The following is a 17755-nucleotide window of genomic DNA, read 5'->3' as shown; positions in this document are numbered from 1 at the left end:
ATTTCATTGGTTTAATATAAATCATACACCGATAGCGCATAACTGTCAATCTATTTGAACTATTCTGCCTATTAATCAAACCTAGTTGTAAGCAAAATACCACCAGAATTCCCCATCCGCTAGTACATTCGACCTAAATGAAAATGGGCTTCTATTGGAATCCTCCCTACTCTCTCTTTTACTTTAACTCCTCAATTAATGATTCAAGATCTTCCTTCGAGAAAAGATAGGTCTCATTACAGAAATGACATTGAGCCTCAGCCTTACCATCTGTAACGATCATATCCTGAATCTCATCTTTACCTAAACTAACTAACGTATTGGAAATTCGTTCGCGGGAGCATTGGCATTTAAATTGAACAGGCATTTTTTCAAGTAACCTGACATTTCCTTCACCTAATACTTCATCAAGAATTTGCTCTGGTGTTAACCCCTGTTGAATCATTTTCGAAATAGGTGTGATTGTTCTTAATCGTTCTTCAATCGCAGTTATCGTTTCATCTTCTACTCCCGGCATAAGCTGAATAATAAAACCACCAGCAGCAAGAATCGTATTATCAGGATTAACTAAGACACCCACTCCAACTGAAGAAGGGACCTGTTCAGATGTTACAAGATAATATGTGAAGTCCTCTCCAAGTTCACCAGACACTAGCGGTACTTGGCCTGTAAAGTAATCACGGAGTCCAATATCTTTTACAACTGAAAGCATTCCGTCCGTCCCTACCGCTCTCCTTACATCAAGCTTCCCATGATCATTGAGATCAAAATGGGTCTGAGGATTCGCTACATATCCTCTCACTTCGCCTTTGGCATTCGCATCAACTAAAATAACCCCGAGTGGACCGCCACCCTCAACCTTAATGGTTAGTTTTTCTTCTCCTTTAAGCATGGCCCCTAACATTAGACCCGCTGACATTGAACGACCAAGTGCAGCAGATGCAGTTGGCCATGTATAATGACGCCGCTGTGCTTCTCCTACTGTTTTTGTCGTTGAAACTGCATAGGCACGAACTTGGCCATTATAAGCTAGAGCTTTTACTAAATAATCTTCCATCTCCATACGCCTCCTATTTGGTAAATTTAAAACTTACCGTCTGCTAAAAAGGATTATCCTTGATTTTTCTTATAGATAAATTGTAAACCTTTTAATGTTAAAAAGGGATCGACGACGTCAATAATTGTGGATTCATTGGCAACTAATTGCGCTAATCCTCCTGTCGCAATCACTTTAGGCGGAAACTTGCTTTGGGCCTTCATCCTAGAGACAATCCCCTCTACCTGCCCAACAAACCCATACAATATTCCAGCCTGCATAGCTGTTATTGTATTTTTTCCAATAATTTCATCCGGACGCACAATCTCAATCCTAGGTAATTTAGCTGCTCTTGAATATAGAGCTTCCGTTGAAATACCAATCCCCGGGGCTATCGCTCCCCCCATATATTGTTTATGCTCATCAATGTAGCAATACGTCGTAGCTGTACCAAAGTCCACAATAATCAATGGGCATTCATATTCATGAATACCCGCCACAGCATTAACGATTCGGTCAGCCCCTACCTCTCTTGGATTGTCATACTTAATATTCAAACCCGTTTTAACTCCTGGTCCAACAATAATTGGTTGAATACCGAAATATTTCTCGCACATATTTTCAAGAGCAAACATAATAGGTGGAACAACAGATGAAATAATAATCCCATCGAAATCTTCAAAGCAAATCTGTTCGTGTTCTAATAGTGACTTAATCGTCATGCCATATTCGTCTTCTGTTTTATGGCGGTTCGTCTCAATACGCCAATGAAATTTTAACTCACTTCTTTCATATACCCCTAACATGATATTCGTATTACCGACATCCAAAACAATAATCATCGATCTCACCACTCCGGCAAATTATTCTCAAACATCATAACATAATGCTCGGTTTAGACGCTAACAGGCGGACTTTCCATGTCTATTTTCTCCCGGAATAGGAAAAGGTATTTCCTCGGAAGGAAATACCTTTTACATGTTTATTTCTTCTGATCTTCTTCGCTAGGAAATGAATTAGGTACATCATCAGAATGCTTCTCCTCGATTGGTGTATCTCGAAGAGAATCGTTCGTTACTTCTAGGCTCTCTGGATTTCTTTCATCCAAAGGCTTAAGCAACGCTTCCTTCTCTTCTTTCTTATTGATGGTAACTTTCAGGTCACCATCATTGCCCAATCGACCGTTAAGAGCTGTATAATCACGTTCCGGCAATTTGCCATGGTCATAAAGACCTTTGATTTGTCCAGCATCCAATGTTTCGATTTCCAATAACGTTTTTGCAATAAGATCTAATTTATCACGTTTTTCCGTGATGATACTTTTCGCTTTTTGGTAAGACTCTTTAATAATTCGTTGAATTTCCAGATCAATTTCATAGGCAATCGCATCTGAATAATTCTGCTCATTATTGAAATCACGCCCTAAGAAAACTTGACCTCCTTGAGACTGCCCAAACTGAAGTGGTCCAAGTTTATCACTCATCCCATATTCAGTTACCATACTGCGTGCAATGGCAGTAGCCCTTTGAAAGTCATTATGAGCGCCTGTGCTAACTTCACCGAAAACAACTTCTTCAGCTACACGCCCACCTAAAAGTCCAACAATTTTATCAAGAAGCTCCGGTTTTGTCATAAAGAATCGATCTTCCTTAGGAAGCATAACCGCATAACCACCAGCTTGCCCACGCGGAACAATCGTTACTTTATGGACTGTTTCAGCATCGTCTAGAACCAACCCAATGATTGTATGGCCCGCTTCATGCCAAGCGACGATATTACGTTCTTTCTTGGAGATAACACGGTTTTTCTTGGCCGGCCCTGCAATAACCCGATCAGACGCTTCATCAAGATCGGACATGTCGATTTTCTTCTTATCTTGACGGGCCGCTACAAGAGCAGCTTCGTTTAATAAGTTTTCTAAATCGGCTCCGGAGAAACCTGGAGTACGTTGAGCGATTGCTTTTAAGTCAACACTTTCTGCCAAAGGCTTGTTGCGTGCATGAACTTGCAATACCGCTTCACGCCCTTTAACATCTGGACGCCCCACCGTAATTTGGCGATCAAAACGACCTGGACGCAATAATGCAGGGTCCAGAATATCTGCACGGTTTGTTGCTGCTATAATGATGATTCCTTCATTTCCACCGAAACCATCCATTTCAACAAGTAACTGATTAAGTGTTTGCTCACGCTCATCATGACCGCCACCTAGACCCGCACCACGCTGACGTCCAACCGCATCAATTTCATCAATGAAGATGATACATGGAGAGTTCTTCTTCGCATTCTCAAACAAGTCACGAACACGAGACGCGCCGACACCGACGAACATCTCAACAAAGTCAGAACCGCTAATTGAAAAGAAAGGAACTCCTGCTTCTCCCGCAACTGCTCTCGCAAGCAAAGTTTTACCTGTTCCCGGTGGTCCTACAAGTAAGACACCTTTAGGAATACGTGCACCTAGCTCAACAAATTTCCGAGGGTCTTTCAAGAATTCAACTACTTCAACAAGTTCTTGCTTTTCTTCATCCGCACCCGCTACATCATTGAAACGTACCTTTTTCTTGTCATCATTATACAACTTCGCTTTGCTTTTCCCAAAGTTCATAACACGACCGCCGCCGCCTTGTGCCTGATTAAGCAAGAAAAAGAATAAAATAAAGATGATCACGAAAGGTATAATAGACGTGAAGAATGTCACCCATCCGCTTGTTTGCTGTGCAGGAATTGTTTTAATAGCAACTCCCTTTTCTTCCGCAAGATCGTATATACGAGTTTGCGTAACCTCACTATTTGTTACATAGGTAAAGAATTTATCCGTGCCTTTTTTGTAATCTCCTCTGATTTCATAAACATTGCGTACAGGCTGGATTTCGAATGATTTTAATTGCCCTTTTTCCAATTGACTATAAAATTGGTCTTGAGATATTTCTTTAGTCGGCTCATTATTCGTATTAAAAATACTAACAATTCCAATGATGACTAAAAAGATGAGTAAATAAAATATTGTATTACGGAAGATCCGATTCATCCCTTACCTCCTCCCACTGGTAAACAACTATAGTAAATAGTATCATAGAAAATAATGGAGTTACAATTATTTAACATCGCTACGTGATTTAAAGAAAATCGTATATTAAATCATTCACCTTTTTCGTAAATTGCTGGTTTAAGAATGCCGATATACGGAAGGTTGCGATATCTTTCCGCGTAATCTAGGCCATATCCAACCACAAATTCATCTGGTACGATAAAACCAGTATAATCAGGTGTTATGTCAGCCTTTCTTCCAGTAGGCTTATCTAACAATGTTACGATACTTATTGATTTTGCTTTTCGATAACGGAAAAGTTCTGCAAGATAGCTAAGCGTTAGGCCGCTGTCAATGATATCTTCGATAATTAAAATATCACGCCCCTCTACAGATGCATCCAAATCCTTAATAATTTTTACTTCACCTGAAGATACTGTGGAATTTCCATAGCTGGAAACATCCATAAAATCCATTTCTAAATGTGCATCGATACGTTTTAATAGGTCACTCATAAATGGCATTGCACCTTTTAAAACTCCAACAGCTAAAGGAAACTTATCTTTATACTCGTGCTCCAACTGCGATGCTAGCTCTTTAATTTTATCCTGTAGTTCTTCCTCAGTGATTAACACCTTTTCAATGTCGTTTTGCATGGTCATTGTAATTGATTGCCCCCCAAGAAGATTTAAGCTTTATGATATTCTAAATAAATAAAAGATTGTTCATCATACGTATCAACAAACTCCAGATTGGACTTTTTCAGACCAGGAATCCAAACAATCACCCCTGATTGATCAGTTAGTACTGGCCAGTTCCGCCTCATTTGCATCGGGATTTTTTCATTAATAAAAATATCCTTTAGCTTTTTTGTATGATTGCCTTTGCCCTTGATAACCATATTATCACCATTTCTTCGGTTACGGGCGATGAGTGGCAGTGTTGTTTTGTGGATAGGCAGGTAAAAAGAATGGTTTCCAGCTTGGCCAGAAATTTCTTCTAAATACTGTGCTTTAATTTTAAATCCATTCGGTAGAAAGGTCTCTCCAGGAATCGTGATGGTAACGGAATAATCAGAGCTTTCTTTTTGTTGAAATCGAAACGTACACGTTTCATAAGATTTCTCACAAATAAGCCCTTCCGGAAGATGTAATTCTGCTGAAGGATGGGGATTAAAAAACAAAGCAGAAAGCTGGTCAATATGTACTGCTGAAAGTGATGATGGTCTCTTTATATAAAGATAGTTTAATATTAGTTGAATCGCTCTTCTTTGTAAAGGTTTTGGTATCATAAGTAGCTGATTCAAATCAATTGAAGACTCACTCTTCGTTTTACTAAGCCAAATCTTTTCCATATAGCGATTTGTCATTTGTTGCAAAAGTTGTTCGTCCTCAGCTAATTCTTCACTAAACCTTTGAAAATGCTCATGTACTTTTGGATTTTCCCGTTTCAAGGCCGGTAATACATCATGTCGAAATCGGTTCCTCACGTAATCATTATGTTCATTACTTGGATCCATTCGAGGAGTCAATTCATAGCGATTGGCATATGCATTGATTTCCTCCTTTGTCACAACAAGGAAAGGTCTAATAATCTCTCCGTTTAGAAAGGGGCGCTTGACGGCAATGCCTGCTCGCGCCATTCCTGACGCTCCTCTCGTCAGCCTCATAAGCATCGTTTCAATTTGATCGTCACCGTGATGACCAAGTGCTAAGATGGACAGTTGATACTTCTTCATTACCTCTTCAAAAAAAGCATAACGAAGATTTCTTGCTGCTAATTGCGAACTGTCACCTGTCTGTTCCATATAAGCAGGTACATTTATTCTTTTTCCCTCAAATGGAATATTCCATTCCTGACAAGTTTTCTCTACAAACTGATAATCCACATATGATTCTTCTCCCCGGAACATATGATCGACGTGTGCAACAACGAGTTCTAGCTCCAATCTTTCTCTTAATGAACAAAGAAAGTGCAGAAGAACTAGTGAATCAGGTCCACCAGAAACACCTACAAGTAGTCGGGATTTTTGTGGGATTAATTGATACCGTTTTATCTCAGACAATACTTTTTGTGCAAACATCCTATCTTCCCTCTTTATAAACTTGTTTTATCCTATCTCTAAATTGTACGCGTTAGATAGCATAACTCTTCGTAAAATTAACAATTCCTTAATTTTTTTACTATATCATAGGAACTGATTATATACATACAGAACATACAATATCGATACAAAAATAGCTAAGATAAGTGTCTCGAGAACGCCTCTTCTTTTCTTCCTTTTTCTCATTGTGCGTGTTTGACTAGTGCCTTTGTTATTTTTCTTACCTTGGGATGTTGAATTCGTTTGAGTTTTCTTATGTTCGTGCTCCTTGTTTAATACGTTCAATAAATCATTTCGCATTTCATCTGCTGAGTGATATTGACCTCTCATTGCACCATTTAACACTTTACTATATGGGTGAAGTCCCCTTTTTTGCTTAATCAACTCATTAAGCTGTGTATAGCCATCTCCTTTTTTCGAAAACCGTTTTGGATAGAAGGAATTGATGATAATCATCGCCACTGCAAATAAATCATATTGCGGATCTGCTTTTCTTGAACCCATTCCCCAATACCCCCTATCAAAAAACTCCGTGAACTCTTTGATAGACCGACCAAATAATGTAGTCCCACCAACATCGATACAACGAATTTTATAAGCAGGGAGTGTAACGATCAAATTATCTGGTTTCAAATCTCCAAACGCCCAACCTTGCTTGTGAAGTTCATCCAAGCTTGACAGAAGTTGCAGCATTAATACACCAATCCACGATTCCCCTTTCTTCTCAATAAACGCCAAGTATCCTTCTCCTCTTATGTATTCCATTACATAGAACGGGAGTGGCCTTCCATTCTTCAACAAATCGTCTGCTTCAAAAAAAGAAGGTCCAAGAGAGTGTCCCTGGACCTTGGAAAAGGATTTTAGTATATTCATTTCTGAACTAATCGACGAATAATCATCACTTAGTTTTAACGCAACTTGTCCATAATTGCTTTCTGCAAGATAGACAATTCCATTTGCCCCATATCCCAACTCCTCTTTAATCTGGTATGGGTTCTTATTCCACTTCCCAGTTATGAGACTACCAGGCAGGAGGTTACACTGTTTCCTCAAAGTATGATTCGTCATCATGAGACAACAATCCCCTTAGTGATCGTTTTTTTTGAAAATATCCCAGTGCTTCGTTGATAGCAGGGCCCGTCGGTGTTATTCCGCCAGTTGTAAGTTTCGGAAATATTTTCGTAAGCACCTCAAGCTTCGGCGTCCAATCCAATAGTTTCTCGACATCTTTTCTTTTCCCAGGAAATACGAATACAGAAAATTTATTATCACCCATTCTGGCATTCATACTTAGCGATAAATCCAAAAGCGCATCTTTAACAGTCGGAAGCTTATGTTTCATGCTCGCGCTTGTATCTACGAGAATAAGTACTTCCAATTTGCTTGTCTCACCAAGTTCATCTACTACTTCCATGACTTCTCCGCGTTTATCGGGTGGTAAGTCTTCCATTGACGTGGATTTTCCAAGTATTTGCTGTAGCTCTTTATTCACAAGTCCTTGTATCGTTTGCGTCATTGCCTTTCTCGTTACCATTTGGACAGTATGTGACAGCTGTTTTGAATACACAATCTGACTTATTCCACCACCAGATAACGCAATGGATTCGATTTCCTGTAACCCTTTTTCATTAATTGTATCATTTTCCATAACCCCTATAACATTAACCGAAATCCCTTGTTCTCTTGCCAAAGCTGCCATTGCAGCAGGATCTTCACCTTGATTTGAGCACCCATCAGTAATTAACAAGATTTGCTTCAACGTTCCTGTTTTCATGTTCATACTCCTCTCGAAAAAATACTGTTACCATTTTCGACAAGAAAATAGAAAATTATACTTTTAATTCAGTTCCTCTTCTTGTGCGATCTTCATGCCCTTTTCCGATGAGCTTGAACAGGAATGGATGCCCATTTCGGTGTATTATGCATAATCTTCGCTGTAACCACTGTCATATCATCATCAATATCCCCTTTCGTTCTAACTACCTCTTCTAAAATTAAATCAGAAATTTCCTGTGGATCTTCCGTTTGTAGTTCCTTCAATTTTCTTTTAATCCAAAACTCAAAGTTCTCCACATGAGTAGGCCCTTCAAAAATACCATCGCTCATCATAATAAGGATATCCCCTGCCTTCAGCTCTTCACAAACAACATCCACATCGAATTCCTGAATAATGCCCATTGGCAAATTACTTGCTTCAATTTTAATTACTTTATCCCCCCTCTTTATAAAGCTAGGTATTGAACAAATTTTCAAAAATCTAGCCTGCGCATCTTGCAAATCAATCATAACTAAATCTAACGTTGAAAAAATTTCATCTGTCGTTCGAAGAGAAAGGACGGAATTCACCGATTTAATTGCGATTCTCTCCTCTATACCTGACATGAGGAATTTTTGCAGAAGTTTTAACGTTTCCGTGCTCTCAAAGTGAGCTCTTTCCCCATTTCCCATCCCATCACTAATAGCTATGGCGTATTTGCCAAATCCTATTTCCGTCATAGTAAAACTGTCTCCCGAGACTAGGCCTCCTCCTTTTGCTGCATGAGCCACTCCTGTTTCCACTGTGTACTTCTTAGCTGAACGGAAAACGACTTCACATTGTCCGTTAGGGAAAGTTGCACATTCCTCTGAGTGAACAATCACTGTTTCACCTAGAATATCAGAAAGCATGGGTGCAATTAGCTTTTCACTTTCACCTCTTCCTTGGCAGTACGGAACACTCATTTCAATATCGACATTTCCTTGTTCAAGGCTATAAATTTCTACATTCGTGATATGCAATCCGAAATCCTGAATAGCTTCCATAATGGACTCTTCCTGTTGATGATGATTGATTCGTTCACGTTGGATTTCCTTTGCAAAATCTTCCATAACAGCTGATACACCCTTTAATTGATCAGCGACTAACTTCCGGCTTTCTTGGACTTGCCTTTTTAATCTTTTATTGGCTTGATAATAAAGAAGCTCTTGAGAAATCGTCGCAATAACTTTTGGACTGTTAATACAATGCTTTTCCCACTCTTTCACAGTTTTTTTAGAAAGCTGTCCATCATGTTCACTTAATTGAAACATAATTTCCTGCATCCCCTCATATGTTGTATCAAAGTTCTTTGCCCAGCATTGTTCTTTTTTAAAGCACATCTGGCACGTCCTTTCAGTCACATTGCTTAAGAAGTAATCGAGTTCCTTTTCATCTTCCTCTCCCTCTCCTCGATCATCCATTTGTGCAAAGCTATTGGATAGTGCTTCGAATACATTCGAAAATTGTGATACCCTTTGCGCTGTTACATCTCGTACTTTCCGCATGTACTGCTGTTGTTCATTCGTATGTTCATTAGTACCTGGAATATGCTTTGAAATCTTCCCAATTGCGGAACTTGGTGTAATAAAAAACAAGAGCACAGCAATTAATGTTTCATATAAGGTGATCGTAATATTGTTCGATCCCTCCCCGTACAAACCAATAAGTAAGGTAGCAATAACTAACCCTATTGAAACACCTATCTTTTTTCCATCACGCAAAAGTCCACCAAGCAAGCCCGAAAAAGCAAGCAAGCTCATTTGTAATAAGCTTGTTACACTAGATAAACTGAAAATCAGGCCAGTAACTACCCCAACTGTGGAACCGATAGCTGCCCCACCTGCTAGTCCGAATAAAAGAACAAGATAGCGTGATAAAATATGTTCGACAGAAAGATCGTACATGGACCACCCAATTGTTCCAGTCATAACTGATGCAAGTAATATAATGATCGAGATAATTTCTTCAGTCTTTAAAGATTGTGATTTTTTCCTAACTGTAAGGAGAGGAATCGATTGTATGAATATGAGTGTAAGAATTAGCGCAAGACCCGCTTCTACTCCTACCATCATGCCATCATATAATACAAGTGTACGGTGAATCATATATTGCTTTGACAAACCAACGATGACTAACGAAAGAAATACATACAAAGAAATGACCTTGATTTGAGATTCTGGTTTTAACTTCTTCATCTTGTGAAAAAGTAAAAATAGCACCGTACTAGAGAAAAGAGTAAGGCTGCTTGAAATAGAAACTGTTAACGCTCCCATAATTAATCCGACCAATGCCAACGGGGCACGATCTCGCCTCATCAAGAATACAGCGGCGAAGAAGGCTAATCCAAATGGGGATAATTGCGATAATATAAGTGCTCGTCCTAATAAGAAGCCAATAAAGGCTAAGACGATTCCACGTTTTATGAAGATATCTATTAACTTTGTCTGAAGATGAGTGATCCAATGAATAGCGCCTGCTCTTGCTCCCTGCAGATGCACCTCGGCAATGGGCTCCAATACATTTCGTTCAACCTTTTCCATATATGAAACACTCCCATTCATATTAGTATTTTTTATTATAAAGAGAGTATCACACATATTTTGTCAGAATTTTATAAATTAAATTAAAAACGTTCGACTATTTTCTATAGGAATATTCAATTACATACAGATTTTTAAACCATTCTCTGAAAAACTAAGCTTTATATTCAAATTCGTTTAAATAAAAGGGAGGTTTTTATACTTTCATTGAAAATAAAACTGAGAATATTGTGATTTATAGTATGAAACGACAATCAGAAAAATTGTCTTTGATCCTTGACTACAAAAAACTAGCTATTCCAACATAAAATCATTGGTTAGAGTGCACATTATCCCTTACCGATTGTAAGATATAGCTTGTGCTTTAAGGCATTACAGCGACGTAGCTTAGTTGGTTAGAGCATGCGGTTATCCGTAAAGCCAAGGGCTATCAAATAGACATAAGTGTCTTAGTCAATTTGTGAAAAAAGCAGTGTAGATAAACAGAAGCGTCCCAGTTATATTCTTTTCATTAAGAAACCAACCGGGACGATTTTACATTTAATTTCAAATTTTCTTTTACTGGTTGGTTAAATGCGACTAAAAGGTAGGGCTACTTTTGCTAGATACGGACAAAATGTAATTCACGCAGAGTGAAACTTCCATCAATAGGGGGAATACAGCCCGCTAACCCGGGATAATTATATTCGTATAGTTTCTTGAGCAACAAAAAAAGCAAGCTTAATGATAAGCCTGCCTACTATATTATATAAAATTTTTCAAGGAAAAATTGCTAAACTATTGTTTTAGGCAGCAGTTTATCCGCGTCTTCCTCCTCGGCCTCCACGTTTTGTTTCTGTACTACGTTTAAGAGAAGTTAAGCGGTCTTCGCTATCTTTTAGGAAACGGGTCATTTTTTGCTCAAAATTTTCCTTTGGTTGGAAACTTGTTTTTGAGCGGGAGTCTTTGGAACGGTTATCATTTCCTCTTCCTTGACGTGGACGTTGTGAATAAGAAGATTGCGGTTGTCCCTCAGGTTTATCTTTTGCCTTTTTGATAGATAAGCCAATTTTTCCGTCTTTTTCAACGTTGATAACTTTAACCTCAACTGCATCACCGACTTTAAGATGATCATTGATATCTTTTACATAGTTATCGGCAACTTCACTGATATGAACAAGCCCTGTTGAACCTTCGGGTAATTCTACAAACGCACCAAAATTAGTAATCCCTGTTACTTTACCTTGTAACTTGCTGCCTACTTCAATTGACATAAAAAAAATGTTCCTCCTTAGAAATGTTAACTATCACTTCATATTATATTATAACGAAAGGAAAAAAACAGTGTCAATATTAGTCACCATCGTCTTCTTTTTCAGGCAGATTAAAAATGATCTCCCCTTTTTCAGATAAAAAGTATTCCTTCCTTGCCAATTTCGCTATATACTCATCATCCTCGAGCCTCATAATTTCCTCTTTTAATAGGTTTTCTGCCTTTTTTAATTGAGCTAACTTACTCTCAACCTGCTCCATTTCTGTAGTCCCTTTTTCTAGGGCCTCTGCTTGGGAAATAAGCGTAATAGCGGCCAACACTGAAATAATGGCAGCACATAGTCCATAAAAAGTGAGGCGTCGAATCAATCCGCGTCTCTTTTTTACATTTGTATGCTCTTGCTGCTCACGTTGTAGGACATAGTCTGATTCAATTTTCGCCACTTTCTTTTTTCGGAGGCTATCCACTTTATTATTCACCCCTCACTTTGTTTTATTTCTCCATTTCGTAACGATTACTTTTATAAACTTCTTCATCTTTATAAATATCCCTGTAATTTCATTATAAAACTTACCGACGTTTTTTGTAACAGCATTCGGCAACTTATTCCAAAGAAATAGGAAGATCCAGAAAAAAGGTCGTAAGATTATGTTTATAGTCATAAAAATTAAACGAATGATCCACTTAATAATTGAAAAAAGAATTTTCCCTATACCAAATATCAAAAATACAATCCCTGTTACCAACCATTTTACCGGTTGATAAACTAAGAGTTGAATGGATCGCCTTATAAATTTTGCAGTTACAATAACACTCGTAATGAAAGCTTCTAGAATTTTATGATAGCTCTTTTTCATAAGCGCTTGATATGCAGAAAACCCACAAAGTAATGCAAGGAATAGGTAGAAACGAAACTCCCCTTCATTGATTAAGAATAGTACATAAAAAATGATTAGGCCTTGTACAATCCAAAAAAGAAAATCATTTAGAAAAACAAACCAGGATTTTCGCTTTGTCCGCTTTAAAAAGCGGTTATACGTATCCAGGGCAGCGCCAAAGCAGCTGCCCATTCCAATCATGGCAAGTAAGGTATAAAATTGAATGGTTAGCGTCATTTGAACAGCTTCCCAAAGAACCCTTTTGCCTTTTCCCCTGTGTGCTCATCTAAATAGACAAGATCAAAAATTTTACCTTTAATAGATACAATGCCTTTTTCTACGTCTAAATTTTTCATTTGTAGGTTTTGCCCGCGTATTGATAAAAAACCCATACTCGTTTCAAGAAGAAATTCTTCATTATCAAAGCTTTCTACTTGCTTTACTCCAGTAATATCTAGCAAACGGCGTCCTCTCATGGTGACGTCATGTTCTTGAATTGTTGCTTTTTGATTGTTTTGGACTGGCTCATAATATTGGCTCATTTTCATCCCTCACAATAGAACGTTTTGTACATGTTTATGTGAGTTGGACAAAGATTAGAACAAGCCTGACGATCCGATTATTTTACTCGCCACCTAGTTTCTCTTCCTTTAGGACTGTGTACATATTGGCTGCTTCTTCTTTTTTTGTTGACTCCTGTATTTTTTCAATTCGGACCGTAACCCGCTTTTGTCCAAATTGAATAGCTAGCTCATCGCCCTCTTTGACATTGGAACTTGCCTTAGCCGGAGTACCATTAATACTGATGCGCCCTTTATCGGCCACTTCTTTAGCAAGTGTACGGCGCTTTATTAAACGTGATATTTTCATAAACTTATCAAGTCTCATCGACATAGAAATTCTCTCCTTCACTTATAGGGGTTGTTCAAAAAAGTCCGGTAAAAACAGCTTTCGAACTTCTTCGTCGCTCTGTCTCTCCGGTCCTCTCGAGATGCGCTCCTCGAACTTCTCGGCTCTTTTTCTCCTCCTTTTTGAACACACACTTATAATCCCTTAGATTTTGCTTCCTCCCAATATTGATCAAGCTCATTAAGCGTATAGTCAGCAAATTCTTTTCTCTCATTTTGAATACACTCTTCAATATATGTAAATCGGTTATAGAACTTCTGATTAGCTGCATGTACTGCTTCTTCGGCTTGAATCCCATAAAAACGGGTAACGTTAACAAGAGCAAAGAATAGATCACCCAATTCCATTCTTAGAGCAGCCTCATCCCCTTGATCCATTTCGTTTTCTACTTCGATGATTTCTTCTTTAACCTTTTTCCATGCTTCTGCAACTTCATTCCAATCAAAGCCTACTTTTGCTGCTCGTTTTTGATATTCATGCGCACGGATTAAATTAGGAATTGATTTGCCAACATCGTCAAGTAATGATTTATGAGTAAATCCAGCCTGTTCTTTTTCTTCTTTTTTAATTTGCTGCCAATTTCTCAGAACATCTTCTTCCCCACTTACTTCGATATCCCCAAACACATGTGGATGACGGCGAATCATTTTTGAAGAGATACCTTCTATTACATCTTCAATAGTAAACATCCCCTCGTCTTCACCAATTTGGGCGTGTAGGAAGACTTGCAGGAGTACATCTCCTAATTCAGCTATGATTTCATCTTCATCTTGTTTGTCGATGGCATCAATTAATTCATACGTTTCTTCGATTAAATACTGTTTCAAGCTTTCATGCGTTTGTTTTATATCCCACGGACAACCATTTGGTCCTCTTAATTGTGCAATAATTTTCCTAAAAGTAGAAAATTCGCGGTATTGCTTGTTTATTTCTTTGACAGGTGGAACATAGACACTCGTCAGATTACTTAATTCCATTTCATGATCGAGCTCATAAAGAGGTAGTTTTTTTACCGATTCCATTTTGCTACCAGCTGCGGTAACAAGATAAACATCGTGATCATCAGGCAATTTTTCCATAAGTGTCAGCTTAACATTCGATGCAATAAACGGATCATATACTTGTCCAATTATCATATGCTGATTGATATGCAAATCGTCTTTCTCGAGTGCTGTTCCATCAAGAAGTTGGAATCCTTCAATTGGGTCAATCTTCACTGATTGAAACAACGCATCAAGAAAGCTTTGACCACCTTCTATTTTAACAGATATTCCACATTTTGGTCCCTCTTCAATAAGAATCTGTACCGTTTTTTCAGCAACCATTGGATGGCCTGGCACAGCATAAAGTACCGCTTCGACTGAAGCCTGCTTAAGCAATGTCTTGGCGATCTCCTCATAGACCTTTTCAAATGTATCATGCTTTTCATAAACATCATCAAAGCTGATGAATGAAACACCTTCATTCAACAGTTCATTTATGACAGGATGTTCCATCGTTCGCACAAAACAGGAAGATGCTCCTTTAAGTTTTTTATAAATGCCATAAGGAAGCTGGTCTAAATCACCTGCACCAAGGCCTATTATCACAATATCGTTTACCATTTTATTGATACTCCTCTTTATGTAAATATGTAACAAGCTTTTCTCCTAACGGAAGAAGAAGAAGCTCATTCTTTGTAAATAGCCCGGTCTTAAGGATACTGTATATAAACAGGATTCCTCCGAGGCTTGCACCAGTTAAAGCTTGGACACTAGAAATGGATCGGCCTGAAAGCTGGAAAAGTTGAAATAGCTGATTATACACCATCAACGTCACAACCATAGTAACCGTTGCTCCTATGATAATATATACACTGTTTTTTTCAAACAAAGGCATACTAACTTTTGTTTGTAGAAATATAGCTAGCAGTAGCGCCATCAATACGAAACTAAGAACAGTTGCAACAGCCGCTCCTGTGATCGAGTAATGAGGTACGAGCAGTCTGTTAAGACTCCATTTACAAACAAGCCCAAAACCAACTACCACAACTGGCGCCCACGTATACCCCATACTTTGCAAAATTGCCGATTGGGCCATAATAACCGATGTAAACAAAATGGAGACGGCTAATATTGCAAGAGTACCAGACCCTTTCATGTCAGTGAATAGCATGATATTTACCGGTTTAATCAGGCAAATTAATCCACTAGAAGCAGCCACTCCAACAGAGGCGCTAACTTTTAATGTAAGACTTATTTTGTTTACCAGCTCCTCCTTATCCCCTTTTTTCATAGCGAAAGAGATGATCGGGATCATTGTCAGTGATAGAGACGTAGCAATAACCGTTCCAAGCTGGATAAGTGGCTGACCACGATCGTATACACCTTTCCACTCTTTTGCCTCAGTAGCACCTAAGCCAATTTCTCGCAATAGATTATAAAGTTGCAGAGAATCGACAAGCTGAATGAGTACGAGAATTAACCCTGTCATGCAAAAAGAAAAACCTTGAAAGATTAGAGCTTTCATGATGAATGGGAAATTCCTAAATTCCAAAGGTGCCTTTTTCAGGTTCAACCATTCTTTTCTTAAAATAATGAAACCTAAAAGAATGAATAAACCTGTTCCCCCCCCTGTTACAGAGCCAAAAACAGCACCTGCCCCCACTTCATATAAGGAAGAACCGTGTCGAATAAGGAATAATGAAAGCAACAAGATAGTAGCGACTCTTATGAATTGCTCGAATACTTGGGATAAGGCAGTTGGAATCATATTTCCTTGTCCTTGATAATACCCCCTGATTACTGAAGTAGCAGGCATTAGTAAAAAAGAAAAAGCGATGATTTTCAAGAGCCCTGTTAACTGTGGATCACCCATGACAGCTGCAATTAAATCTGCAAAGAAAAATAAGCCACCAAACATTACTATTCCTAATGCTCCAAGTATAACCAACGAACTCATAAGAATTTCGTTAGCAGAAAAACCTTCTTCAGAATCATTACGTTCTGCCAGCAACTTTGATATGACCGCAGGAAACCCCACAGTTGACAATGTTAGAACAATCCCATAAAAGGGATACACTTGCTGATAAATATAAAAACCTATATCTCCAGCTATATTTTGATATGGAATGCGATAAGCAGCACTTAATACCTTCACGATAAGGCTGGCTATACTTAATATTAACGCTCCTCGTACGAGCTCTCTTGTTGTCTTCAAAGGCCCTCCAACCATCTAAAGAACCCCTTCCACACATATGTGGTTGTATTATAGCATAAAGTGAAACTTCTATCAGTGAGGGCTTTTCATCCCCACTTATGGTTAGTTGAACCAATCGGGGTTTTACAGGCTGTTTAATCACTACCTATTCTTCCCTAATTCTCCAACAAAGGTTGAGATAGGATTATTACAGCCTGTTAAACCAGGATAAAGTGACACTTCTATCAGTGGAGGCCTTTCATCCCCACTTATGGTTAGGCCCGTTCTACTGTCAGTTCCTTTTTTTAGTCTCCAGACACATAAAAAGGACAGCAGCACGCCGTCCTTTTTAATATTTGTATAATGCCTGGCTTATATTATTGTTCCATTTGTCTAGCTAAGAAGCTTGCTGCTGTTTCTACCGCTTTATGTTCTACTTCTCCTACCGTTTCTTCTTTAGAGAAGATCACAACAGCTCCAATTGGATCTCCATTGGCAACAATGGGAGCCACTGTATATGATTGAACTTCTTCATCATTGGAATCGACAAATGAGACTTGTGATTTTGCTGTATTGATCACTGAATTACGATCATCCATCGTTTTTTCAATAAAATCACTTACATTTTTATTTAAATAATCTTTTTTTGAGCCTCCTGCAACTGTGATATATGTATCACGGTCACAAATTAATACAGGATTACCCAAGCTATCAAATAAGGCCTCTGCATATTCCTTTGCAAAGTCTCCTAGTTCACTAATCGGTGAATATTTTTTTAAAATAACTTCTCCATCTCGGTCTACAAAGATTTCCAAGGGATCTCCTTCACGAATACGCAAGGTTCTGCGAATTTCTTTCGGGATTACCACTCTTCCTAAATCATCAATTCGGCGAACTATACCAGTTGCTTTCATCTTATGTTGCCTCACTTTCATCAAAATTGATTTCCTAATAATGACTTCGTATTTAAGACAAAATCATCATCGACCTTGAATATAGTATTTTTCTAATGGAAAGTTCTATACACTTT

Annotated in this window: 16 protein-coding genes; all 16 read right to left on the bottom strand. The window is 38.4% G+C overall.

Features of this window, described 5'->3' with window-relative positions; translation table 11 throughout:
- Positions 1-178: 178 nt before the first annotated feature.
- On the bottom strand, positions 179-1057 hold the full coding sequence (gene hslO / locus JNUCC23_RS00390) for an Hsp33 family molecular chaperone HslO (RefSeq protein ID WP_403078060.1): 879 nt from the start codon (positions 1055-1057) through the stop codon (positions 179-181).
- 53 nt (positions 1058-1110) lie between these two features.
- Positions 1111-1878: a type III pantothenate kinase gene (locus JNUCC23_RS00385; RefSeq protein WP_454213738.1), complete on the bottom strand. Its 768-nt coding sequence runs from the start codon at positions 1876-1878 to the stop codon at positions 1111-1113.
- Between the two features lie 140 nt (positions 1879-2018).
- Positions 2019-4067 carry an ATP-dependent zinc metalloprotease FtsH gene (gene ftsH, locus JNUCC23_RS00380; protein ID WP_454213736.1) on the bottom strand — a complete coding sequence of 683 codons (2049 nt, stop codon included), beginning with the start codon at positions 4065-4067 and terminating at the stop codon, positions 2019-2021.
- Positions 4068-4177: 110 nt separating this feature from the next.
- Positions 4178-4723: a hypoxanthine phosphoribosyltransferase gene (hpt, locus tag JNUCC23_RS00375; protein WP_403078146.1), complete on the bottom strand. Its 546-nt coding sequence runs from the start codon at positions 4721-4723 to the stop codon at positions 4178-4180.
- Between the two features lie 32 nt (positions 4724-4755).
- Entirely contained in the window at positions 4756-6150 is a 1395-nt protein-coding gene (gene tilS, locus JNUCC23_RS00370) for a tRNA lysidine(34) synthetase TilS (protein ID WP_454213734.1), read from the bottom strand.
- A gap of 105 nt (positions 6151-6255) precedes the next feature.
- A complete protein-coding gene (locus JNUCC23_RS00365) occupies positions 6256-7242 on the bottom strand; it encodes a protein kinase domain-containing protein (protein ID WP_454213732.1) in 987 nt (328 codons plus the stop codon).
- Positions 7208-7945, bottom strand: coding sequence for a VWA domain-containing protein (locus JNUCC23_RS00360; protein ID WP_062187720.1), 738 nt, complete (start codon positions 7943-7945; stop codon positions 7208-7210). Before JNUCC23_RS00360 ends, JNUCC23_RS00365 begins: the two co-directional genes overlap by 35 nt.
- A gap of 92 nt (positions 7946-8037) precedes the next feature.
- A complete protein-coding gene (spoIIE, locus tag JNUCC23_RS00355; RefSeq protein ID WP_454213729.1) occupies positions 8038-10509 on the bottom strand; it encodes a stage II sporulation protein E in 2472 nt (823 codons plus the stop codon).
- A 797-nt stretch (positions 10510-11306) separates the two neighbouring features.
- On the bottom strand, positions 11307-11762 hold the full coding sequence (locus JNUCC23_RS00350; RefSeq protein WP_062187724.1) for a S1 domain-containing RNA-binding protein: 456 nt from the start codon (positions 11760-11762) through the stop codon (positions 11307-11309).
- A 79-nt stretch (positions 11763-11841) separates the two neighbouring features.
- Positions 11842-12228 carry a septum formation initiator family protein gene (locus JNUCC23_RS00345; RefSeq protein WP_062187726.1) on the bottom strand — a complete coding sequence of 129 codons (387 nt, stop codon included), beginning with the start codon at positions 12226-12228 and terminating at the stop codon, positions 11842-11844.
- Between the two features lie 15 nt (positions 12229-12243).
- Positions 12244-12876 carry a spore cortex biosynthesis protein YabQ gene (gene yabQ, locus JNUCC23_RS00340; protein ID WP_403078086.1) on the bottom strand — a complete coding sequence of 211 codons (633 nt, stop codon included), beginning with the start codon at positions 12874-12876 and terminating at the stop codon, positions 12244-12246.
- Positions 12873-13181, bottom strand: a complete 309-nt coding sequence (gene yabP, locus JNUCC23_RS00335; protein ID WP_062187730.1) for a sporulation protein YabP — start codon at positions 13179-13181, stop codon at positions 12873-12875. The genes yabQ and yabP overlap by 4 nt, the downstream gene beginning before the upstream one ends.
- 82 nt (positions 13182-13263) lie before the next feature.
- Positions 13264-13527, bottom strand: coding sequence for an RNA-binding S4 domain-containing protein (locus tag JNUCC23_RS00330; protein ID WP_049683512.1), 264 nt, complete (start codon positions 13525-13527; stop codon positions 13264-13266).
- A gap of 155 nt (positions 13528-13682) precedes the next feature.
- On the bottom strand, positions 13683-15152 hold the full coding sequence (yabN, locus tag JNUCC23_RS00325; protein WP_454213726.1) for a bifunctional methyltransferase/pyrophosphohydrolase YabN: 1470 nt from the start codon (positions 15150-15152) through the stop codon (positions 13683-13685).
- A 1-nt stretch (position 15153) separates the two neighbouring features.
- Positions 15154-16746, bottom strand: coding sequence for a putative polysaccharide biosynthesis protein (locus tag JNUCC23_RS00320; RefSeq protein WP_454213724.1), 1593 nt, complete (start codon positions 16744-16746; stop codon positions 15154-15156).
- A 356-nt stretch (positions 16747-17102) separates the two neighbouring features.
- The gene (gene spoVT / locus JNUCC23_RS00315) at positions 17103-17639 is read right to left on the bottom strand and encodes a stage V sporulation protein T (protein ID WP_062187788.1); all 537 of its coding nucleotides are present in this window, start codon (positions 17637-17639) and stop codon (positions 17103-17105) included.
- Positions 17640-17755 lie beyond the last annotated feature (116 nt).

This window comes from Peribacillus sp. JNUCC 23 (assembly GCF_053653995.1).
The sequence above is the reverse complement of the archived record's forward strand: the minus strand, read 5'-3'. Positions and strand labels throughout refer to the sequence as shown.